Origin of the sequence: Vibrio sp. TRT 1302 (genome assembly GCF_050113875.1) — a bacterium.
Taxonomy (GTDB): domain Bacteria; phylum Pseudomonadota; class Gammaproteobacteria; order Enterobacterales; family Vibrionaceae; genus Vibrio.
In genome coordinates this window covers 410634-433551 of sequence record NZ_JBNJOF010000003.1, presented here as the reverse complement: position 1 = coordinate 433551, position 22918 = coordinate 410634, and the positions used below count along the sequence as shown (strand labels likewise).

Below are 22918 nucleotides of genomic sequence, written 5' to 3'. Positions count from 1 at the left end.
CTTAATTATGGAAGGCGACTTTACACTGTAAAGCCTAAGAATAGTGCCAAGATATCACATTCGATGAACAAGATGAGTTTCATCATTTTAAGCCATTAACTTGGAGTGCTGCACAACATAAAAAAAAAGACCTTAGGTGCAAACCTAAGGCCTTAAAGTGGCAGCGTATTACTACCTGAAAACCCCCTAGCTGGGTATGGAGTCTCTTGGCTGGAGACAAGTTAATAATGAGTTAGAAAGAGCCATTAGTTTGAGTCTGAGTGCTGGTATCGACACTATTGTTGCTGCCTGACTGCCATTCAATCAAAGCGCCAGTATCGCTTTCAGAGCGTTTAAGACATTTCCACTCTAATGACTGACCGTTAGGAACTTGAATCGTGCCTTGCCATGTTGGGTAAACCGATGGCGAAAGTTTCACAGCCTGAGCCGGTGCCCAGTTACCAAGTTCACTCACACCGCCTACCGCATAGACACTTTGTCCCCATTGGGTGTGGCCATTGTTGCAAGTAAAAGTCACGCTAGTGAGGTCACCACTCGCCACCCTTGTCTTTCCGTGCAGTACGATCGCTTCGTTCTGCTCAAGATTGAGAGTCGCAGCAGACTGAGAAATAGCAACAACGTCGTTACCAACTAGGCTGGTGTAGGCGTTGTCCGCCAATGACAGAGCAGAGACGTTAATCGTCGTTGCCGCGCCTCGGTTAAGTGCGACTAACACAACATCATCTTCAAACCTACGTTCATAAACTAGAATGTCATCGTTGACCCATTTCTGGGTGTAGCTACCTTTCTGAATTGCAGGACTGTTTTTTCGTAGCGCTGTAAGTGACTGAATAATCTTAAATGCATCACTATCCTGAGCAAAACTTGGCATCACTTCGCGGTTGTATGGGTCGCTACCCACTTGGCCAAACGCATTGGTGGTAAAGTTTGCGCTGTAGTGCTCTGTTCCGTAGTAGATAGCCGGAATACCACGTACTGTCATGGTCGCAACCAGACCTAGATCGACACGTTTTTGAGCAAATGCTTCAGACTGACCGCCCCCAGCTTCGTTGTTACCTGGGCCGAAAGTGGTCGCGGTTGAACGCAGTGCCGTTGAGATTCGGGCCATATCATGGTTATCCATAAATACGACTTGCCAGTCATCGCTGGTGAACACATTGCCGCGCGTTTCAAGATAGCTATTGAGAGTCTGCATGCTATTACCACTACGGCCAACCAGTACTCGCTCTAATGTGTCACGGAAACCAAAATCAAGTAACGCGGAGCCTGAGTTGTTGGCATAGTCAATGGCGTAGCCATCAATACCTGTCGTTGTTGTCGCACTGGCACCAAACCATTCACCGAAGAAGTAAAAACCGTCACGGCCGATAGTCGAAGCGTAATTGTAGATATCGCCAGTCCACTGTTGGATAAACTCTTTATCCATGTGTTTGATGGCATCGATACGAATTGCATCTACCCCTGCATCAATCCAGAACTTCGCACCGTCTAATAAATAGTTGTAGACCACAGGATTTGATTGATTGAAATCAGACAGGTTAAACAGATTGTGATTACGAACCTGATACCAGTCATTCCAATTGGTTACGCCACCATTGTGGTGATACCAGTTGCTTCCAGCAGCGACATCAGTATTGTAATTGGTGATGTAAGCACCATCGCGGTACAGAGCACCATACTCATTTTCATCATTACCATTGGAGTGGTTTGGTGCGTAATCCAGAACCAACTTCATGTTGTATTCAGGGCTGTGCATCAACTGGCTTAACTCTTTAAAGTCATCCATCGTGCCTAGATGTTCATCCACTCTGAAGAAGTCTTTACCCCAGTATCCGTGGTAGCCCGCACCACCATTCACATCGAGATTATCGGCATTATCCACTGGCGGAGTAATCCAAATCGCTGTGATGCCTAAGGATTTGAGATAAGGCAGTTTGTTGATTAAACCTCTAATGTCACCACCGACGTACTTCTTAAGGTTACTCGGATCATAAGTAAGTGGATTGTTGCCACTGTTGTTGCTCGCATCGCCATCACTAAATCGATCTAGGAAGACGAAGTAAATCGTCTCTTGTCTAAAATCGAAAGTGCTGCTTGCCGTGGTTGCGGCTTGCGCACCTATAGCGGGAGCCGAAAGGCCGCCGCCTATCGCCAATGTCGCAAGCAGTGCGCTGCAAATCAGTGTCCGTTTATTCATTAGAGGTTCCCCGTTGTTATTAACTAAGCCGAGTAGGGTCGGCTGTGAATTAGATTGTTTTCATTATAAAAATCAAAAATATGACAAAACGCGGTGTTGAGGTTGAAACGGAATGTGCGACCAATGTCCGCCGTGGTGATTGACTGATCTTGAACACGTGCAATCAGCTCTTTACCACCCACTGTGAAGTAGAGGTACTTTTCGTTGCCGAGGTTTTCAACCACAGATAGCTGGCCTTCAAAGGTGTTCAGTGTTTCTCCCTCTTGTGCCAGTGAGATATGTTCCGGACGAATGCCGAAGCAGACTGGGTTGTCTACGTATTGTTCCAGCGCCTCTTGCATTGCTTTAGGGATGAGGATGCGAGCAGATGGCGCAATCTCAACCATCAAGTTTTCGCCATTTCGTCTCAGTACGGTATCCACCAAATTCATTGCCGGTGAACCAATAAAGCTGGCGACAAAGCGGTTCGCTGGATAGTTGTATAAGTTTGCAGGAGTATCAACCTGCATAATTTTGCCCTGATTCAGGACACAGATTCTGTCACCAAGCGTGAGGGCTTCCGTTTGGTCATGAGTCACGTAAATCATGGTTGCAGGATTGCCTTCATCTTTGAGTGATTGATGAAGCTGAGCAATTTTCACTCGCATTGAAACACGAAGTTTGGCATCCAGATTCGATAGTGGCTCGTCGAATAAAAAGACATCAGGTTTGCGAACGATAGCTCGACCTACCGCAACACGCTGACGCTGACCACCAGACATCTCCTTAGGTTTTCGATAAAGAAGATCCGTGATCTCTAGCTTTTCCGCCGCTTCTTCAACTCTTTTCTTGATCTCTTCTTTCGACTTTTTAGCCATCTTGAGACCAAAGGCCATATTGTCGAAAACCGTTTTATGCGGATAAAGAGCGTAGTTTTGAAACACCATCGCGATACCACGATCTTTAGGTGGCAAATCGTTCACGACTCGATCCCCAATACGAATATCACCAGATGAAATCGATTCAAGCCCTGCGATCATTCTCAATGTGGTCGATTTGGCGCAACCTGATGGCCCGACAAACACCATAAATTCGCCTTCATTGATTTCAAGGTCGATTCCGTGTACCGCTTTAAAGCCGTTTTCGTACTGTTTTTCTACTTGTTTTAGGCTAACTGTTGCCATGGGTACTCCAAATAAAGCGCTATAAACTCATAACTTACGGCACATCACTATGTGCATTAAGCTATAAACTTAACGCCGTCAGAGAGTCTCTGACGGCTCAGTGTTACTGACAAGTGGCGATCATCGCGCGCACTGGATTCTTATTTTCATCAATTTGAATTGACCAAACATATTTACCATCAGCAGGGATCTCGACACGGGTATTTTTGGCAAAACCACCACGCTTCAACTCGATCTCCTGATTGATGCCCATTTTGCGCCCAGAGACGGTGTACTGTGGATTCCAGTTCATGGTCGCGAACTGAACGTTGACCACACCAGCCTTCTCTTGATGGACAACCTGATAAATACCATCACCTTTATGGCTCATTTCACGATCTTCAAGATGGATCCACTGACCTTCATCAAAAGTCCCCACAACAAACAAGGTCGGGCGAATTGGTCCACGATCTTCAACTGTCGGTAAGTCGCATTTCGCCAGTAGACTATCAGCATTGGTCGGTGCGACTTGGCTAGTCGTGTCACTGGTGCTGGAACAACCCGCAGCCAACGCACTAAGTAACAGAGGTAGAATGATTTTTTTCATCATAAGTCCTTAATTTTATTTAGGTTTAACGACCAGAAAATAAGCGTTTCAACCAGTGAGAAGGTGGATCAATTGGTTTGCTATTGTCGGATTGCTTAGCGAGGTCAAACTGACGGGTCAATTTATTGAGAACCGCCAAGTTCTTGTAGTAAGCACGCGCATCTTTGGCCGGATAGCCAAATAAATCACTGCGCGCAGGAAACGACTGACTGACACCAGATTTGGCTTTAATCACAGAGTGATCACCGATAGAAATATGACCAGCGGTTCCGACCTGACCGTGAACGATGACATGGTTTCCGAGCGTGGTGTGTCCCGCTAATCCAACTTGAGAAACAATTAAACAGTGCTGACCCACTTTGCAGTCGTGACCAATCTGGACAAGATTGTCTATCTTGGTGCCCTTGCCTATCACGGTGTCACCGAGCGTTCCACGATCGATCGCGTTGTTGCAGCCAATTTCGACATCGTCTTCGATAACAACACGGCCAACGCTTTCTACGCGCTCAAACTGGCCGTGACGGCCATTCATGTATTCGAAACTAAAGTTACCGATAGAGTTATTGGAATCGATAGTGACGTTATTGCCGATAACCGTGCCCTCTTTAATCACGGTGTTGGCATGAATGGCAACATTGTCACCGATGGTCACGCCATTCATGATTTTAACGCCAGGCATAAAGTGACAGTTGTTACCTATCTTGCAATGTTTACCAATATAAACATCGGCAATTTCAGATGTATTACCTTGTTCAAATAATTGATATTTATGTACTTTGTAAAAGCGTAACAGGGTATTGAGTGTTTCAGCTTTAAGCGATTCAATCACTATTTTGGCTTTCGCTTGGCTAGATAGGATGCACGAAGGTCCTATGATCACGTCGGCCATTGATTGCTCTATATGCTTGAGTTCAGCTTTAGAAAATACGATGGCCAGTCCCCCTTCTTCAGGGTGATTGAGCGGGACAATCGTACTCACAGACAAGCCTGGGTCGCCATCTATTTGGCCACCAATCAATTGAGCAATTTCCGAAACCGTGATCATAGGATTTCCTTAAGCAAATAAACGTGTTTTACAGACGATAAATAGCCTGAAGCAAGAAGGTGTTTTGCTCGACAACCTTTTCTTCTCCAGCGAGTTTGGTAAAGGTCTCAGTGTCTTTAGCCCACTCATACTCACCTTTAAGTAGCCAGTTATCGCCAACAGACTGCTCGTAGCCCATCGTCGCTTTACGAATATCTTTGAAGTACTGCTCTCCCGCAGCCCAACCTTCCGTATGCTTAGTCTCGTTTTCACCGTAGCGAGCGCGTACATATAAGGTGCCCGCATCTTCAAAGCTGTATTGAACAATAGGTTCAATGTATTTTTCAGTGAAATCGCTCACTTCATTGATCGAACCATCGCTGTTACGAGCCTCGTTGTCTTTAACCTGGTAGTAGAACTCAACGCCAAGCTCCCAGTTACCAAAACGTTTGTATGGCTTAACAAGGACTGAGTAACCCTCTTCAACACGACTCCCCCAAGCAGACTTGTCTTCATCGTTGTAGAGATACTCAAGGTTAGATTGGAAGCCCGCGTCATACTCATTACTGTAAAAGTTGAAGTAAGGGCGAACACTGTGCTCAGCGTTCTTTGTACGTAGATTGCTAACGCCTGCCGTCGTCGCGACCGTACCCAAGGTGTACTCTAGGTCATAGATAACCCCTGTTTCAAAGCCGTTCGGCAACGGGAATTTCTTGTCGATCGAAATGAGATGCTTATAGCCATCTTCAGTCTCAGTGTACGAGCGATTCTGATTGCGCTTAACACGATCAGTCAATTTAAAAGCGTATAAAGAAGAGAAGTTCCAGTGAGCGTTTTTATAAAACAGCCCAAGTACTTCATGGGTAGTCGTGCGTTCATTTTCAGTCTGTCCGCCCCACGTCTTGTAATTGGTGATGTCTTTATCTTCGATTTCAATCGATGTCCCAACATGTCCGCCAAAATCAAGAGCCTGAGTCAGTATATTACCGCCCATTTCGTGGGGAGCGGGTCCATTCTCAGCAGCAAAAACGGTAGGTGCAGTGCTCAGAGCGCAAGCGATACTGAGCGAAAGTACAGTCCTGTTCACAGTATGTCCTTAACCTCATAGAGGTGGATTCTATAAATATTAATCGGGTTTTATTTAGTAGTTCAGCCTGAACGCCTAACCATTGTTCTGCATCTGAATATTATTTGCTCGGTGAATGAGATTCAAATGAGACACTGGTCACTAGATGGCGAGTAATAATTTGACTCACATCACTAAAAATTAGCTTTCACGGCCTTTAATGACCATTAGTGACAAGAACAACAATAAGGTCAGGAGTGCTATACAACCTCTTGCAATCCTTTGCAATACAAGCACTTTAGTAGATTCAGATCACATTTAGACGTTATTTTGAGCAGTTTTCAATTGACTAAAATCTCTATCAAGCTCAATTTAGTAGTATATCGTGAACTACTAAAATTGGATGCCACAATGAAAACCAAGTTATTGACCAGTCAAATACTGCTCACCACTCTTGTTAGCGCCTCTGCCTTGGCACAGCCTATCGAACCAGAGCCAGGTGCAAATCTGTTGGTTTGGACGGACCACACTACCGTCGATTACATGAAATACGCCGCGAATCAGTTCAATCAAGATCTTGGCTACAAGGTGACGTTTGATTTTCGTGGTCTAGCTCCGATTGATGCTGCGTCTAGGCTCATTCAAGATGGAGGCTCAGCACGTGTCGCAGATGTGGCTGAAATTGAACATGATTTGCTTGGTCGCTTAGTTGTCGCTGGTGGAGCGATGGAAAATCTGGTCTCTGCGGAACATATCAACACCCACTTCCTGCAAAGCGCCGTCAGTGCAGCGCGTTCTGAGGGCAAAACCTACGGATTTCCGGTCAGCTTCGCCACAACCGCTCTGTTCTACAATAAAGATCTGCTACCTCAAGCCCCTGAATCTTTTGAGCAACTGATCGAGTTCTCCAAATCATTTAACGACAATAAAGAACACAAATATGCCTTGCTGTGGGATATACAAAATTACTACGAATCTCGTATGTTCTTGACTCTCTATGGCGCTTACGAATTTGGCGACAATGGCACCAATGCCAAGGATATCGGTATTGCCTCTGAACAGGCTCAGCAAGGTCTGCAAGCAATGAAGAAACTTCAGGTTGCCAACAGTGCTAACCCGATGGATATACGCAACCCTCAGGTTAGACGAGGCTTGTTCAGTGAAGGAAAGGTGGCAGCAATTATTGATGGTCCTTGGGCTATTCAAGGCTACCAAGCGTCTGGCGTAAACTTTGGCGTGGTCCCTATCCCGACGCTGGATGGTAAGCAACCAAGAACATTTTCGACAGTTCGTTTAGCCGTGGTGTCCTCTTTTACAAACTATCCGAAAGCGGCTCAGTTATTTGCCAATTACCTCAGCAGCGACAAGATGCTTAAAAAACGCTATGAGATGACAAAATCTATCCCTCCTGTTCAAGAGGTGATGGAAGAGATCATTGTCGATGCAGATGAAGCAACCTACGCGATCATCGGGCAGGGTTACTTTGCCGATGCGATGCCATCAATACCTGAGATGGGATACTTGTGGTCACCAATGGCCAGTGCGATGACCTCTCTATGGGTGAATGACAAATCACCAGAAAAAGTATTGAAGCGCGCAGAATCAGTCATCAAAGAACAGATCAGTTTACAGGAGTAAGGGATGTTGTTGTCTCAAACTCGAATACCTTCTGTATTCAACGCTTCCACTGTCATCATGGGCCTGACGCAAATGCGTCAGGGCCATTGGGTTAAAGGGCTGGTTTGGCTAATTATTCAAGTGCTTTTTGTCGTCAGTATTCCAGAGCTTAGCTTGGCGTTAAAACAGCTAGTGACTTTGGGAGATGTCGCCCAAACTCGTGAAGGCTTTACCATTATTCAAGGTGATCACTCGGTATTTTTGCTGGTGGAAGGTGTCATCGCACTGATCGCTGTGTTTATCTTCCTGTGCCTGTATGCACTGAATATCAATGACGCTAACTCATGCCAGCCGTGCCAGCTTTCTGCGACTGAACAGATCAAGGCCATTTACGATCGGCAGTTTGCCTTGCTGGTGCTTTCACCTGCGATGTTGACCAGTATCGCATTTATCATTATGCCCATTGTTATTACGGTATTGGTTTCGTTCACTAACTATTCGGCACCACACCATATCCCACCACGAAATCTCGTCGATTGGGTTGGACTAAAAAACTTTATCTCTCTGTTTGAACTGAAGATTTGGTCAAACACCTTTCTTGGCGTGGCTACTTGGACGGTGATGTGGGCGATTTTAGCGACCATCTGTACTTGCGGTTTTGGCTTTTTACTCGCCCTGGCGTTATCCAACAAAAACATAAGAGCGAAGAAGGCTTGGCGTTTTGTCTTTATTTTGCCTTATGCCATCCCTGCATTTGTTACTTTGCTGATGTTCCGCCTGCTCTTGAACGGAGTTGGGCCCGTAAACGCGACACTCAATAGCTGGGGTTTTGACTCGGTGGCATTCCTATCCGACCCATGGATGGCAAAAGTAACCGTGATTGCGGTCAGCGTCTGGGTGGGAGCTCCCTACTTCATGCTTCTTATTTCCGGTGCGCTAACCAATATCCCGCAAGATCTTTATGAAGCCAGTGAAGTGGATGGTGCGAATAAGTTCCAGCAGTTCAAGGAAATCACCTTGCCTATGGTTTTGCACCAAGTAGCGCCTTCCTTAGTGATGACTTTTGCCCATAACTTCAATAACTTTGGTGCAATCTTCCTCTTGACCGAAGGTGGCCCGATCAACCCAGAATATCGATTTGCAGGACACACCGACATTTTGATCACTTGGATTTACAAGTTAACTCTCGACTTCCAGCAATACCAAATCGCCTCTGTGATCTCGATAATTATTTTCTTGTTCTTGTCAGTCATCGCGATCTGGCAGTTCAGACGGATGTCATCGTTTAGCGATGATGTGGGGATGAAGTAATGAAGTTTCTTTTGCAAAAATTGGCCACTGGCGTGGTCTATCTGTTCCTACTTATCAACGCTTTATTGGTGTTGGGGCCGGTAATTTGGACGGTATTGGCGTCATTTAAACCTGGCAGCAATATGTTCAGTTCCTCATTTTCAGGTTGGAGCTTCTCACTAGAGCATTATGTGGCGCTGTTTCAGGACACCCCATATCTACAGTGGTATCTCAACACCTTTGCACTGGCTACTGCCAACATGCTGATATCGCTGGTCGTTGTGACTATGACCGCATACGTATTCTCACGCTATCGCTTCAAAGGTAAACGCAATGTGCTGATGGGGGTTTTGGTCTTACAGATGTTCCCTGCCTTTTTGTCAATGACAGCAATTTACATCTTGCTATCAAAACTCAACCTGATCGACACCTACGCAGGGTTGCTGTTTGTTTATGTCGCGGGCTCGTTGCCATTCATGACTTGGTTGGTCAAAGGCTACTTTGATGCGATTCCTACCTCACTCGACGAGGCAGCAAAGATTGACGGCGCAGGTCATATGACCATTTTCATCGAAATCATCTTGCCACTGGCGAGACCCATTCTGGTGTTTGTAGCACTGGTGTCCTTTACCGGGCCATGGATGGATTTCATTCTGCCGACACTCATTTTACGCAGTGAAGAGAAGATGACTTTGGCGATCGGTATCTTCAGTTGGATCACCTCTAATTCTGCGGAAAATTTCACTCTATTTGCGGCGGGTTCACTGCTTGTTGCGGTGCCAATCACTCTACTTTTTGTCGCAACTCAAAAACACATCACCACAGGCTTAGTGAGTGGTGCAGTAAAAGAATAATAACAGGACCAATAATTATGATTACTCGAAGCTCACTCACTCATACCGTCAAAAGTGCTGATAGCTATGCCTACGACGAGCAGACTTTGCATCTCAGGCTCAAATGCGCCAAAGGTGAAGTGGAGCGCGTTTGCTTATGGATAGGCGACCCGTATCGATGGGCAGAAGGCGGGTTAGATGGTGGCAACCTAGGAGGGAGCGATGCCCACGGCTGGGTTGGTGGTAACGAAGTGCCTATGCAGCTCGAAGGGGTGACAGAACACCATGACCACTGGTTTGCAGAATTCACGCCACCAAAACGTCGTAGCCGCTATGGATTCATACTCTATGGCAAAGATGGGGAAAAAATACTGTTTGGAGAGAAGCGTACTGTTGACCTAGACAGCAAATCGGCGGAGGAACGAGAGCTCAGTAATTTGAGCAATTTCTTCTGCTTTCCTTACATCAATCCTAAAGACGTTTTGGTCACGCCGGACTGGATTAAATCCACTGTCTGGTATCAAATTTTTCCTGAACGATTCGCCAATGGCAGACCTGAAATCAGCCCTAAAAATGCAGAGCCTTGGGGCAGCGTACCGACCTCCCGCAATTTTATGGGCGGCGATCTTTGGGGCGTGATAGAGCATCTCGACTATCTTCAAGAATTAGGGATTAACGGACTCTACTTGTGCCCAATTTTCACTGCCACCACTAGCCACAAATACGATACCGTGGATTATTTCAATGTCGACCCACATTTTGGCGGCAATGATGCCTTTAGAACTCTGGTTCAGGAAGCGCATAATCGAGGCATGAAAGTGATGCTCGATGCCGTTTTCAATCACATCGGTGATCAACATCCATTTTGGCTCGATGTGGTCAAAAATGGTGAGAACTCTCAGTATGCAGAGTGGTTCTGGATCAACAGGTTCCCAGTGTATCCCGACACCGATAAGTCACAATGGGATTGCTGGAACTTTAATTACGAAACGTTCGGCAATGTACTTGAGATGCCAAAACTCAACACAGAGCATCAACCCTGCCGCGAGTACTTACTCAATGTGGCTCGCTACTGGGTAGAAGAGTTTGATATTGATGGCTGGCGACTCGATGTCGCAAATGAGGTCGATCATCAGTTTTGGCGAGAGTTTCGCAATGTCGTCAAAGAAGTCAAACCCGATTGCTACATTCTCGGTGAGATTTGGCATGAAGGGATGCCTTGGCTGCGCGGTGATCAGTACGATTCACTGATGAACTACCCAATGACTCAGGCGGTTACCGACTATTTCGCGCTTGATGTTCATAGCAAGCAGCAATTTATGGAAACCGTAACGGGGGCTTATCTTGCCTACCCGCGGAATGTCAACGAAGCAATGTTCAACTTGCTTGAAAGCCATGACACCACTCGCCTCGTTAGCCTTTGTGGTAACGATCTGCGTCGAGCGAAACTGGCCTACCTGTTTATGTTCACGCAAGCCGGCGCACCATGCATTTACTATGGTGGTGAAGTGGCTATGGAAGGGCGCAAAGGCATGGGGCTTGAAGACAATCGTCGCTGTATGAACTGGTCTCCAGATCAAACTGAGCTCGATTTCCGATCGTTCATTCAGCACTTGATTGAACTGAGACAAAGTGATGACAACTTTAATCTGCCATATATTCACTGGCTCGACATAGACCATCCTTCCGTCGTCGGTTATCACCGAGGCTCAAGACGCTTCTTACTTAACAATAGCGATACTGAAGTAACCGTAGCACTTGATGGTACCAGCATCAATCTACCTGCTTACGGATATTGGCACGATTAAGCGAGGACTGAGCATGTATCTAGGGATCTCGATAGACAGAACTCAACTCAAAGCAACGGTGCTCGATGGGCAACTGAATACCTTGTATTCCAGTCAACAAAACCTCATTCAGACCGCGCAAGAATTGAAACAGCAGGTGTTTCAACTGATAGATAATTTTCAATGGGCATACAGTTCATTCACTTCTATTGGTCTTGCCGTCACAGATGAGATGCATTTTTGGCTTACGCAACATCATCTAGCATTAGAAACTCTGATCGAGCAAAGATATCGAATCCCTTGTACTGTCACCGACTTTGTTCAGGCAGGGCTGCAATGCTCACCTGAAGTATTAACGAAAATTAAACTGGGTGAAGTGCTGTGTGCCATCGTTGATAACGAGTGTGAACTGTATTGTGCAACCAGAACTCGCAGAGGCATTTCCAAACGCACGCTTCGCCCTATCCCATGGGCGCATATGCCGCTACCAGAATATGACTTTGTTTTAGATGGTCTTGTCACTGCCTGTCGATGCTCAAGTGAGGCCTGTATCGAACAGTTTTTATCGGTATCTGGCTTAGAGCGCCAATACGAACAAATTCTGCTCAAGCGTGCGGGAGTCAAAGATATCCTCGGTGCTTTAGAACAGGGCGATCCTATCGCGGCGCGAACATATCGACGCTACATTGATCAGTTAGCACGCGCTCTCAATCCCCATATTGAGAGCCATCTACCAAGAACCTTGCTATTGCTTGGTAGTGTCTCCCGTTACTCTTCAATCTCTAGTGACCTCAAAGTCGCTTTGAGTCGCTATTGTGGCATTTCGCCACTCCCTACAATTCTGGCGCTGCCCTATGAGGATTTTTTTATTGCTCGTGGAGCAGTTCAAACAAAACAGCAACTCATTGCACGTCAAGTTAGGCTCCGAGCTTAACCAATGATAATCTAGCCAAAATGGAACACAATATTGAATAATTTTAGAGGGCAAACCGTGTCAGACTTGGTTGATAAGTTGATGAATTTTGGTTTTACAAAAACGGACTCCTTGGTTTATATCAACCTACTCAAAAACGGTTGTGCCAGTGGTTACAAGATCGCAAAAGATATCTCTTTATCTCGCTCTTCCGTCTACTCATCCATCGATAACCTATACAAAAATGGGTACATTTTTATGTCGGATGGAGACACCAAAGAGTATGAAGCTAAATCGCCAGAACTGATCTTCAACCAAATCGAGAAAAACACGGTAGAAAATATCCATATTCTCAAAAAAGAGCTGTCTCGCATGATGCTCACTGAGGAAAAGGAGTTTGTTTACAACGTCACAGGTATCGACAATTTGGTTCAAAAAGCCAAAGAAGTGATAGAAATGGCACAGGTAGAAATATACCTAAATACGGATTTCCAGCTCGATCCTAGATTCTCAGCGGAATTAATCGAAGCCGCCGAACGTGGTGTGCGTATTATCGCTTTTTCGTTCAACCGCATTGCGATCCCCCACCCTAGCATTGAGCTCTACGCTCGCTCTAACAATGAAGAAACTGAGTATCCTTCACACCGCTTTATGATCGTGGCAGATATGAAGCAAGGTTTGATGTTCTCTCATCGCGAAGAAACAGTAGGTTTGTACACCAATAATCGCCTATTAGTAAAAATGATTGCTGAGCACATCCATAGTGATATTTACCTCACTGAATACGAAAAGCTCGCACCAGAGAAACGAGTTCGTATCGGAACGATTCATGAGCTGGATAACGCCATGGTTCACGACGATATGAAGCGTCAAACACAATAAACCGGAATAAACACTTCTCGATTGCGAGAGGTTTTCGACGATGTGGGGGTGAATGTTCACCCCCTACTTTTATCTTTCGGACGGCATCTTTCTGAATTGAATGCCGAATTTCCTATCTTCTGCATCGCACGCTTTACACTGTAAAACGTTCAGGGTGCTGCATTTTCTCCCCCCCACTCATTAACCGTTCGACCAACAGAGTCAATGCCTTGGGCTGATAGCGTCGCTGTTTATAGACTAAGTACGCTTGCCTAGCACTGCGCTGGTATTGAGGCAACACTCGCACCATATTCATCCCCTCGTGAACATGTCGAAACGGCAGCGAGGCAACACCTAACCCTTTTTCCACTGCACCGCATACCGCGAGTATGTCATTTACGATCAGCTTGGGCTTGATGTGTAGAACATCGACCAAACTCTGCTGCTGGTAGACTGATATATCCACGACATGATCAACACTGACCCAATTCAGTTGGTTTAGCTGACTGAGGCTTTCCACTCGTCCTACTTTCGCCAAATATTCTGGACTAGCGAAAAAGCCATGATGAGCCGTAAACAAAGGCCTAGCGATCATGTCATCCATATCCGCTAAATCGAAAGTGATGAGGAGATCGCGATCCGTTTGGGGGACGGCCTGCTCCTGACTGAGCACCAGATCTAACATCACCTTAGGGTAATCAACCAAAAACTGTTCGACGACTTCGCCAACAAAAGCACGATAGAAATTGTGCGGAATGGCCAGTTTAATCGTTCCAGAGACTTCTTGAGTTTCACTCAGCATCTGGCTAAAGCCACTTTCGATCGACTCCATACCGCTACGAAGCAACTCAAAGGCTTCTAAGCCACTTTGTGTCGCAACCAGCTCCCTGCCCTTCTTCTCTAGTAAACGCATCCCTAATCGCTGTTCAAGCGCTGATAAACGGCGTGACATGGTCGAGACGGGGATATGTAAAGTCTTGGAAGCACCGAGCAACGAGCCTTGCTCAACCACACTGCAAAACAGATAGAGATCATCAATATTTCCAAATATGGAATTCATACTTCTAAACCTGCTTATATTTTTCACTATTGGATAGTTATATCCTTATTTACAGCAAAACAACAAGCACAGGAGCATAAATTATGAATCGCAAACAATTTTGGGTTTCGGCGCTATTATCGTCGCTGACAATGGCGGTCATTATGTCAGGACTACTTTCTGGGTATAAACTCGGATTCAATCACCAATGGCCTGCGATATGGCTCGATAGTTTTATTATTGCGTGGCCAGTGGCGTTAACGCTCAACCTGACTGTCTTACCACAAATACGTAGACTTTCTAGTTGGCTCACGGGTCAAACATCCGCCTCTCAGGCATAAAAAAACCGAGCACTAAGGCTCGGTTTTTTCAACAGTAAAGATTACAGTTCAGCGTTGTGGTAAACCTGCTGAACATCATCACAATCGTCTAGAAGGTCAAGGAACTTCTGGAATTTCTCAGCATCTTCACCCGCTACTGGAGTGTGAGTTTGAGGAACGAAAGTGATCTCTTCGACATCAATTGTTAGATCAGGGAATGCACTGTTAAGCGCCGTCTTAGTCTTAAAGAACTCTGTATGAGGAGCGAATACCGTGATTACACCGTCTTCAAGCTCAACGTCAGTCACGTCTACGTCTTCCATCATTAGCGTTTCAAGAATAACTTCATCGTCATCGCCTTTGAACTGGAATACAGCTTGGTGATCAAACATGTGAGAAACAGAACCTTCAACGCCGATCTTAGCACCTGTTTTAACGAAACATTGGCGAACATCTTGGAAAGTACGGTTGCCGTTGTCTGTCAGACAGTCAACGATTACGCTAGTGCCGCCAGGGCCAAAGCCTTCGTAACGAGCTGGAGCGTAATCTTCACCGCCACCACCATTCGCTTTGTCGATCGCTTTATCGATAACGTGTGCAGGAACTTGGTCTTTCTTCGCTTTTGCGATTAGGTGTTTCAGAGACAAGTTCATGTCTGGATCTCCGCCACCGTTTTTCGCGCACATGTAAATTTCTTTACCGTATTTGGAATAAACTTTAATTTTTGCGCCTGCAGTTTTTGCCATTGAGGCTTTGCGCACTTCAAAACTTCTTCCCATCGGGATGTTCTCTCTAGTTCAATTTATTGCGAAGGATTTTAGCAAAACGTGTGAGCTTTTCAATTTCTGACACTTGCTGAGGGAATGAGTGGATTATGCCACACCCATTACTCGTTTATATTTGGCTACAGACTCTAAAAATGAGGCTTGTTCTTCGTCATCAGTGATCTTTGCTGCTGTCTGGTCGATTTCATCTGGACCAGCTTTAGCTTCACGGAGTTTCCAAACCAAAAACGATGCTTGCTTATCAAGCTCTATCTTGTTTTTTTCGCTAGCCGAGAGGTTAGACAGGTTGATCGACATACTAAAGCTCAAATCTGTAAAAATATGGAGTGGGAATATACCACACCAACAGCGAATGTAGAGAGGGAATCGCACTATCGCGAGAGGAATCGCTCAAAAATTAGTGAAAAAATAAAGGGTGGCTTTCCTACGCCCCCCTTAAGTATTCGTGATAGTGTTTCTGACTAGTGCAAGATGCCAAGCTCTTTAGCTTCTTCGATTGTTAAACCGCTTTCTCGAATCTCTCTTAATGCTTCAATACGACGACGAGCTTCTGCGGATTTAACGCCCTTCACAGGCTTCTGTGACTCAACTTCTTCCGTGAAGTCCCACTTGTCAGCAATTTTACTCATTTCATCATGGTCAATAGAATTAATGGACATAATAACCTCCGAACAAACCATGCAAGGGACAGCTAATCTGTAGCAAAACCTCTCACCCCTTGTTAAGAATTTTAGCTTCAGAATGTGATTATGCTAATAGTTCCTAAATTCTTACTGTTAATTCGATAAATAGTTTTTGCTCCACCAAAAGTCTCACAGTACATTTAAAGGATTACCCCTAAAGAAAGTTGGGCGATCTCGGTCTCATTTTTTACTGCCCATGCACCCAACCTTCGCCTCCGACTGCTTACAAAAACCGCACTCCAAATCTTTTGCACTCGACACCGCTCAATGACTGCTCTCCATCTATTGGTATTGGGACGTTGACGTCTGTTTTCGCATCGAGTGTACCTCGGTGGTGATTTGCCAAATAACCTCATCATGAACCAAACTAATCACACCAAGAGATTTCACGGCAAATGATTAGGTGAAAACGCGATGAACCCATTGGAGAACTGGCTGACGCAGATCGAATACTGGTATCAAAATCGAAAGCATGATCAAGGTAACCAGCTAGAATCCCTGATCCTATCTCCACCCGATCAAATCTGGGGACCGTTCATTTCCGTGCAGCAAAGTAAAGCCATCGCGTGCTGGCTCGACGGATGCTTACGCCTTTTCCAACAAGAACGAGATCGTTCACCCGATAAAGCCTATCAGTACCTACAATTTGCTTACAGTAAGTTTCAGCAAGTCGTCGTCCACTATCAAAGTGAACTTGAGCTTAAAGACTGGTGTATGAAAAGAATGCAAAATCTGGTCGTGGTCAGTCTTGAGTTCTGTGCACACCAGGTAAGTCCACGCTGGCAAATAGAATCACACCAGTTGATCGAAAACCATGTTCGCTTTATGGCACAGCAGCAATGGAATGAAGATCGGAACTATGATCAAGGTAAATCATCGTTTCATTAGGATTGAGGAAAAAAACTCGGATCAATGATCAAGGAGAATCATGATCATTGATCCGTAACTCAAGGTGCCGCAGTGGAAATTCAGGCAAAAAAAAAGCGAGTCCAGAGAACTCGCAAAATATTCAGAATGAATGTAACAATATGAGCCAATCTATCAGGGATAATCCTATCCCTCATTCATCAGAAAGGACAAAAGGTTGTCTATTCGGGATAAATATTATCCAACTCGAAGAGCGACATTGTCAGTGCTCTGTCAGAGGAATGTAGTAGCTTTGTCTTAATATTAGTAGAGTGTAACAAGGTGTTTTTGATGGTAAGAAAACACGAAAAAGCCAGCAGAAATCTGCTGGCTTGATCGTTTTCATTGATGGTCGTCGGTTCAAACGGCGACTTCATCCAAGGCTCTAAATACGGTTTCATCTAGATGACCTTCGAAGACTTGCTTACACACTTTTCTGCGCACAGCCAATCCAGCAATTAATCGCTCTATCGATAAATGCTTGTTCTCGCTCTGGCTGTTGTAGAGCTCGACCATCTTACTCAATGTTTCGTATGGAACGGCTTGTTCACCTACGCGTAAGAAATCAAGCTTGTCAATCAGCTCCAGACACTCTTCTTGGATTGAGCTATGGGAATGCCCTGTCATCGCCGCTAAAGCGGTTATAGAGCGTTCTAGGGCCTCTGATGAGGTGTATTTAGATAGAGTAATGGTAATTTCATCAGCATTGATCTCTACCAAGTGCTTGCGTTGCTTCACGCGACGACCAAGTTTTCCTCGTGGTGCACGCTCTTTACGCTGGATAGGCTCGAACTCACCATCAATAATCTGCGACATCTCTTCGAGCTGCTGTTTAGACACCATCTCATTGCGCAGAGGGTTCGGCAGCGTTGGCGCCATATTCCGTTTGCCAGCATTCGTCGTGCGAGCACGAGAGTAGCGGAGCACTTCTTCAGCATCACATTTAATATCGAACTGATAATCTTTGACTTTGTCGTTGTCGATCATCGCCGAGATCGTCAGATGATAACCCCAAAGGTTGACGACAAATAGCTCGTCACTGCCCTTCTCTTTTGACAGTTTTTTAAGTTCGCGGATCAGATCCATTGAGAAGCGACGCCACTCAATGTTACGCGCCAGTTTTTGATTTAACTCGCTCAATAGCATCACGTCAGAATGACGACGTGACATACGGCTTCGGAAATAGCTGTACAACTGGAAAACCAGCGTGTGCTGCTTAAGAATCTCAGGCGGGAACAAGAAAAAATAATCGCGAGTAAGTAGCTCTTCGTAGAACGACGGTTCCCAAACAAGAATGTATAGGTTCGGTTTAATGCGTATTTCGCCGTCAGCGCCCTCTGTAGGCGCTTCTTCCGATGCAGTGATGGTACGGGCCAAAAATCTGAAACGATCGCTCTTAAAGCCTTCTGGCATGTTCTCGCTTAGCCATCGACCTGTAAGCTCATGTAGCTGAAAGTCGGTAAACTCGATACGATCAATACTATCGCGAATTGAGTCGCGTGCCGGTCCGCTATCTTTCTTGCCACGTAATGAGAGAATATCGGTGATGTACAACGGCGTTTTATTCGGTACATGAGTGCCATCTAGCTGGTATTGATGTTGATGGTGCTCATGGTATTGCACGGTTAACGTGAAAAGTGCAAACAAAGTCATCAGATCATCAACTGTCATGATGCTCTTAGAAGATCGTGTTTCGATCACAGCACGTGTACCAGAGATCGACACCATGCTCTTTTGGTAACTTTTTCGCGTGCGTGGTGGCGCTAGCGCCTGGTCAATAATGCCAGCCCAGTTAGTAGGAGAAACAACGAACTGATCCGCTTCATCTTTCATTGCTGGTGGCGTATTCAAACCATGCTCATTGAGCAAGCGTTTGTTGACTTGCGTTTGAGCCAATGCTTTTGATCTTTTCTGCTTTTCGCTCAGCTTAACGGATTCAGTCACTAGACTTGTGGCGCCAAGTACGGAGATCAATTGGTTTGGATTAACAAAGCGGTGCAGCATCGTTTTACCAGCTAGTCCTTCTTCGAACCGAACTGGAACTTGTTGGAATAAGCCGATATTGACTGCTGCACGGAGGCGTTGCTGAATTGCGGCGCGCGTGACTTGTCCGTCTGTGGCATCGATAAGCTCAGTAGTCGAGACTAAACCATCTTTACTGCTAAAGCCTCGTAAAGAGATTAAGTTAAGAAGTTCAACGATACTTTTCGTAACGCCTTTAAAGTGTTGGTATTGTTCAATCCAGTTAACCGCGACTTCTGACACTTCAAATAGGTGCCCATCTTTGTGGCTTCTTGGCGCTTTGATCAGTAGTTTTTCTTCTGAGCTCATTATTAGATCCGTGTCACACTAGCCGTAATATCGCTATAGTTCCGAAAGAATAAAGAAAAAAAGATCATAAATAAAGAAAAACTTGTTGCTCTTAAATAACTGATCTTTTTGATTAATATGATCTTAATTGATTATATGATCTATTGATCTGGGCGAGAATTTGCTTGTAAGTGACTGTGTTATAAGAACTATTTTTTTTGTCGGCTGAAAGCATGATCATGTAAATAACGAAAGCATGATCATTAAGTATTTGAAAGCATGATCAAAAATGCTTAGAACGATGATCATCACAGCATCGAATAAATGATCAATGCATTGATGAAAGCATGATCATCATAATTGCACACCTTATCCACAAGCTGAAGTAAACAAAGACATTTGCCTTTACTCATCGAGTGCTAATAATTGTCCAATTTAGCGAAACGATGATCAAGGGAACAATCTTAAAATCGTTAAATTGAACACTTTAACGCCAATATTGAAAGTCGAGCTACATGTTTACTATCTTATCCACATTGGATTATGAGTAAATAGGGTTCCGAAAGCATGATCATGAAATGAAGGCGAGTTCGTCCAATTATCGAGTTGTCGGTCAATATTCCAATTTTCACCTCGTTATATAAGCCCAAGTCTTAGTCCATCTGCATTTGCCCGTAAATTGGTGACAAATTTACATGCTTCCGAAGGCTCCTACTACTTGATCATTGTTCCGATCTTAGATCAATCGTTTATCAAAAATGTCGATCATGCTTTTAGCAACTCTACGCCTTGATCATGGTTCCTAGATAGGGAAATTATCCTGAAAGCATGATCACCAGATACTCCTTGATCATTGTTCCGAAACGGAACTCGTCTAGCGAATTGTTTGCTCCTTATATCTGCCGCCCACTCCCTAATGAAAGTTTCTCGTTTGTTATCACTTTGAAAGTCAAAATTGCACCTACCGTAAATTAGACAGCGATCTTAATCGTTCCGAGTGAATTTCATCTGTGTTTTAGTGCCTACATTTTTACATTGTAAATAAGTGATGCTGTAACACTTTAAATCTGCATTGGTTTGTGATGTCGTATAGAGACAAAAATTGACAACAAATTGACCTATTTTTGCTGATTGGCATTAAATAGAATGTCATATTTCTATTTAATGTGATTAATATCCATAATTGCACGTTCACCTTTTTATTGTTTATTGCTCTAAATGCTGTACAATAATTTTCAGTCACTAATAACGGAATTTGGCAAATGAAACGAGAACATACGATTGAGAATCTCATACAGCTAGCTGAGAAAACCGCTCAGGTTCAAGCTGATCGTATAGAAATTGTGTTGGAAGAGCGTAGCGATGAGCATTTCCCACCAATGTCAAAAGCATTGATGGAAACTCGCTCGGGTTTAACTCGCCGCAAGCTTGATGATGCTATCAGCAAGTTGGAAGAGTCTGGTCACCAATTCACAAAGAACAACGCCAACCATTACTCTATTTCTTTGCAAGAAGCTCATATGTTGATGGATGCGGCTGGGATTCCGAAGTTTCATGAACGTAAGAAAAACAACGAAAATAAACCGTGGATCATTAATGTTCAGAACCAGAAGGGTGGTACCGGTAAGTCAATGACTGCGGTTCATCTAGCCGCTTGTTTGGCGCTTAACTTAGACAAGCGCTACCGTATTTGTCTTATCGATTTAGATCCACAGGGTTCACTGCGTCTGTTTTTAAATCCACAGATTAGCCTGACTGATCATGACAACATTTACTCAGCGGTCGATATCATGCTTGATAACGTGCCTGAGGGGGTAGAAGTCGACAATGAGTTCTTACACAAAAACGTGTTGTTACCGACTCAGTATCCTAACTTAAAAACGGTTTCGGCGTTCCCTGAAGATGCAATGTTTAACGCGGAAGCGTGGCAGCACCTATCACAAAATCAATCACTGGATATTGTTAAGCTTTTGAAAGAAAAGTTGATTGATAAAATTGCCGACGATTTTGATGTGATCATGATTGATACAGGGCCACATGTTGATCCATTAGTATGGAATGCGATGTACGCGTCGAATGCTCTATTGATCCCATGTGCTGCAAAACGACTAGACTGGGCATCAACCGTTAACTTTTTCCAGCATTTGCCGACCGTTTATGAAATGTTCCCAGAAGATTGGCAGGGGCTAGAATTTGTTCGTCTGATGCCGACCATGTTCGAAGATGACAACAAGAAGCAAGTCGCAGTTCTTACCGAGATGAACTATTTGCTTGGTGATCAGGTGATGATGGCAACGATTCCACGTAGCCGCGCATTTGAAACGTGTGCTGATACCTACAGCACAGTGTTCGATCTCACAACCAGTGATTTTGAAGGCGGTAAGAAGACACTAGCGACTGCGCAAGATGCGGTTCAGAAGAGTGCATTAGAACTGGAGCGTGTGCTTCATGGTCATTGGTCATCACTAAATCAGGGGTAAGTAGAAAATGGCAATTAAGACTTCAGATTTAAACGCGAGATTATTTGGTAAAGCGAATAAGCGCCATGTGACGACTCCACAAGAAGCGCAGCAAGCGGCGAAAGAGAAAGCTCAAATCATTGAGTTGTCGGTTGCGGGCGAAGAGAAGGTCGAGTTTGAGTTAGTTCGTATCCCCGCAGAGCAGGTGAGCGAGAAGACCGTTGTTTTCGCAGAAAACGCGCGTGAGCAAGCGTTCTTAAATGAACACGCGCTATCAGATGTATTAGTCACACTTAAAGAGCGTGGTCAGCAATATCCTGCTGTTGGACGTAAACGCGAAGACGGAAAAATCGAAGTGCTCGATGGTAGTCGTCGTCGTATGTCTTGTATCTTAGCTGGGCAAGAGTTCCTGATTTACGTTGGCGAAAACATCAGTACCGAACATGCTAAGTTCCTGTCTGACGTTGCGAACGCGCACAAGCCACTTTCCTTGTATGAAAAAGGCAAGGAGATGCTCGCTAAACTGGAAAAAGGGGAAGCAGACGATCAGAAAGCACTGGCAAAAATGTTCCAGTGCAGTGAAGCGTTAGTCAGTGGTGCTCTTAAGGCCGCCGATTTACCGTTAGAACTGCTGCAAGCATACCCGAATGTCGCGGAACTAGGTCGTCCAACTATCGTGAAACTGCACAAACAATTTAATGGTTTGGAGCAGAGTCAACAAAGTAAGCTGTTAGACAAGTGTCGTTCTAAGGACGGATTTGTATGGCAGAGAAGTCAGTCTCAAGGTGTGGCTCGTATTACCAAAGAGGTGACTGAAACCATTGAAGCTTGGATTGAAGAGCTTGCGCCAAGTAAGAAATCGACGGTAAGTAAAACCGATCTCGTAAAAGGTCGTGCAAGTTACAGTCGTAAAGGCAGCAACTTAACGCTCAACTTAAAGAAAGTTGATGACGCGTTGATGAAAGAGATCTTGGATCTTGTTGCAAGCAAACTGAATTGATGACAATGTTTGGTCAAATAAAGCCGCCTCTGGGCGGCTTTTTTTATGTCATAATGTCGGCAGATAAACACGATTGAAT

20 protein-coding genes are annotated in these 22918 nt (G+C 44.8%); 10 read left to right on the top strand and 10 right to left on the bottom strand.

Translation table 11 applies throughout. The features are described 5' to 3' along the window. Positions 1–232: 232 nt before the first annotated feature. From ACQEXP_RS07075 to ACQEXP_RS07055, 5 genes are all read right to left on the bottom strand, one after another. Entirely contained in the window at positions 233–2197 is a 1965-nt protein-coding gene (locus ACQEXP_RS07075; RefSeq protein ID WP_426969032.1) for an alpha-amylase family glycosyl hydrolase, read from the bottom strand. A 23-nt stretch (positions 2198–2220) separates the two neighbouring features. Further along, entirely contained in the window at positions 2221–3360 is a 1140-nt protein-coding gene (locus ACQEXP_RS07070) for an ABC transporter ATP-binding protein (protein ID WP_426969030.1), read from the bottom strand. A 103-nt stretch (positions 3361–3463) separates the two neighbouring features. Further along, positions 3464–3949, bottom strand: coding sequence for a glycosidase (locus ACQEXP_RS07065; protein WP_426969028.1), 486 nt, complete (start codon positions 3947–3949; stop codon positions 3464–3466). 22 nt (positions 3950–3971) lie between these two features. Then, the gene (lpxD, locus tag ACQEXP_RS07060) at positions 3972–4991 is read right to left on the bottom strand and encodes a UDP-3-O-(3-hydroxymyristoyl)glucosamine N-acyltransferase (protein WP_269375315.1); all 1020 of its coding nucleotides are present in this window, start codon (positions 4989–4991) and stop codon (positions 3972–3974) included. 28 nt (positions 4992–5019) lie between these two features. Then, a complete protein-coding gene (locus tag ACQEXP_RS07055; protein ID WP_426969027.1) occupies positions 5020–6057 on the bottom strand; it encodes a porin in 1038 nt (345 codons plus the stop codon). Between the two features lie 390 nt (positions 6058–6447). On the opposite strand from ACQEXP_RS07055, the gene ACQEXP_RS07050 reads away from it, so the two are divergent. Genes ACQEXP_RS07050 through ACQEXP_RS07025 form a run of 6 tightly spaced genes read left to right on the top strand, consistent with a single transcriptional unit; the run spans position 6448 to position 13358 of the window. Continuing rightward, on the top strand, positions 6448–7674 hold the full coding sequence (locus ACQEXP_RS07050; RefSeq protein WP_269375313.1) for a maltose ABC transporter substrate-binding protein: 1227 nt from the start codon (positions 6448–6450) through the stop codon (positions 7672–7674). A 3-nt stretch (positions 7675–7677) separates the two neighbouring features. After that, positions 7678–8964 carry a carbohydrate ABC transporter permease gene (locus tag ACQEXP_RS07045; RefSeq protein WP_426969025.1) on the top strand — a complete coding sequence of 429 codons (1287 nt, stop codon included), beginning with the start codon at positions 7678–7680 and terminating at the stop codon, positions 8962–8964. Next, on the top strand, positions 8964–9797 hold the full coding sequence (locus ACQEXP_RS07040; RefSeq protein WP_269375311.1) for a sugar ABC transporter permease: 834 nt from the start codon (positions 8964–8966) through the stop codon (positions 9795–9797). Before ACQEXP_RS07045 ends, ACQEXP_RS07040 begins: the two co-directional genes overlap by 1 nt. Before the next feature lie 17 nt (positions 9798–9814). Then, a complete protein-coding gene (locus tag ACQEXP_RS07035; protein WP_426969023.1) occupies positions 9815–11584 on the top strand; it encodes a glycoside hydrolase family 13 protein in 1770 nt (589 codons plus the stop codon). Continuing rightward, positions 11538–12497, top strand: coding sequence for an ROK family protein (locus ACQEXP_RS07030; RefSeq protein WP_426969021.1), 960 nt, complete (start codon positions 11538–11540; stop codon positions 12495–12497). The genes ACQEXP_RS07035 and ACQEXP_RS07030 overlap by 47 nt, the downstream gene beginning before the upstream one ends. Before the next feature lie 57 nt (positions 12498–12554). Further along, positions 12555–13358: a TrmB family transcriptional regulator gene (locus tag ACQEXP_RS07025; RefSeq protein WP_426969065.1), complete on the top strand. Its 804-nt coding sequence runs from the start codon at positions 12555–12557 to the stop codon at positions 13356–13358. Positions 13359–13491: 133 nt separating this feature from the next. Here ACQEXP_RS07025 and ACQEXP_RS07020 read toward each other — a convergent pair whose 3' ends face one another. Continuing rightward, positions 13492–14397: a LysR family transcriptional regulator gene (locus ACQEXP_RS07020; protein ID WP_426969020.1), complete on the bottom strand. Its 906-nt coding sequence runs from the start codon at positions 14395–14397 to the stop codon at positions 13492–13494. Positions 14398–14480: 83 nt separating this feature from the next. Here ACQEXP_RS07020 and ACQEXP_RS07015 point away from each other — a divergent pair, with 83 nt between their 5' ends. Continuing rightward, complete coding sequence (locus tag ACQEXP_RS07015) at positions 14481–14717, top strand: DUF2798 domain-containing protein (protein WP_269375307.1); 237 nt, start codon at positions 14481–14483, stop codon at positions 14715–14717. Positions 14718–14758: 41 nt separating this feature from the next. Here the strand turns inward: ACQEXP_RS07015 and ACQEXP_RS07010 are convergent, their stop codons facing one another. The 3 genes from ACQEXP_RS07010 to ACQEXP_RS07000 all read right to left on the bottom strand — a co-directional run bounded on the left by ACQEXP_RS07010 (position 14759) and on the right by ACQEXP_RS07000 (position 16140). After that, positions 14759–15475, bottom strand: a complete 717-nt coding sequence (locus tag ACQEXP_RS07010) for a YebC/PmpR family DNA-binding transcriptional regulator (RefSeq protein ID WP_269375306.1) — start codon at positions 15473–15475, stop codon at positions 14759–14761. A gap of 93 nt (positions 15476–15568) precedes the next feature. Then, positions 15569–15778, bottom strand: coding sequence for a DUF3283 family protein (locus tag ACQEXP_RS07005; RefSeq protein WP_138973066.1), 210 nt, complete (start codon positions 15776–15778; stop codon positions 15569–15571). A gap of 164 nt (positions 15779–15942) precedes the next feature. Beyond that, positions 15943–16140, bottom strand: a complete 198-nt coding sequence (locus ACQEXP_RS07000; protein WP_138973065.1) for a PA3496 family putative envelope integrity protein — start codon at positions 16138–16140, stop codon at positions 15943–15945. Between the two features lie 438 nt (positions 16141–16578). Between ACQEXP_RS07000 and ACQEXP_RS06995 the strand changes: the two genes are divergently transcribed. Further along, positions 16579–17052 carry a transcriptional regulator gene (locus ACQEXP_RS06995; RefSeq protein ID WP_426969019.1) on the top strand — a complete coding sequence of 158 codons (474 nt, stop codon included), beginning with the start codon at positions 16579–16581 and terminating at the stop codon, positions 17050–17052. Positions 17053–17430: 378 nt separating this feature from the next. On the opposite strand, the gene ACQEXP_RS06990 is transcribed toward ACQEXP_RS06995, so the two are convergent. After that, positions 17431–19401, bottom strand: a complete 1971-nt coding sequence (locus tag ACQEXP_RS06990) for a replication initiator protein RctB domain-containing protein (RefSeq protein WP_138973063.1) — start codon at positions 19399–19401, stop codon at positions 17431–17433. Positions 19402–20642: 1241 nt separating this feature from the next. On the opposite strand from ACQEXP_RS06990, the gene ACQEXP_RS06985 reads away from it, so the two are divergent. Continuing rightward, a complete protein-coding gene (locus ACQEXP_RS06985; RefSeq protein WP_269375304.1) occupies positions 20643–21860 on the top strand; it encodes a ParA family protein in 1218 nt (405 codons plus the stop codon). A 7-nt stretch (positions 21861–21867) separates the two neighbouring features. Then, positions 21868–22839, top strand: a complete 972-nt coding sequence (locus tag ACQEXP_RS06980; protein ID WP_269375303.1) for a ParB/RepB/Spo0J family partition protein — start codon at positions 21868–21870, stop codon at positions 22837–22839. Positions 22840–22918 lie beyond the last annotated feature (79 nt).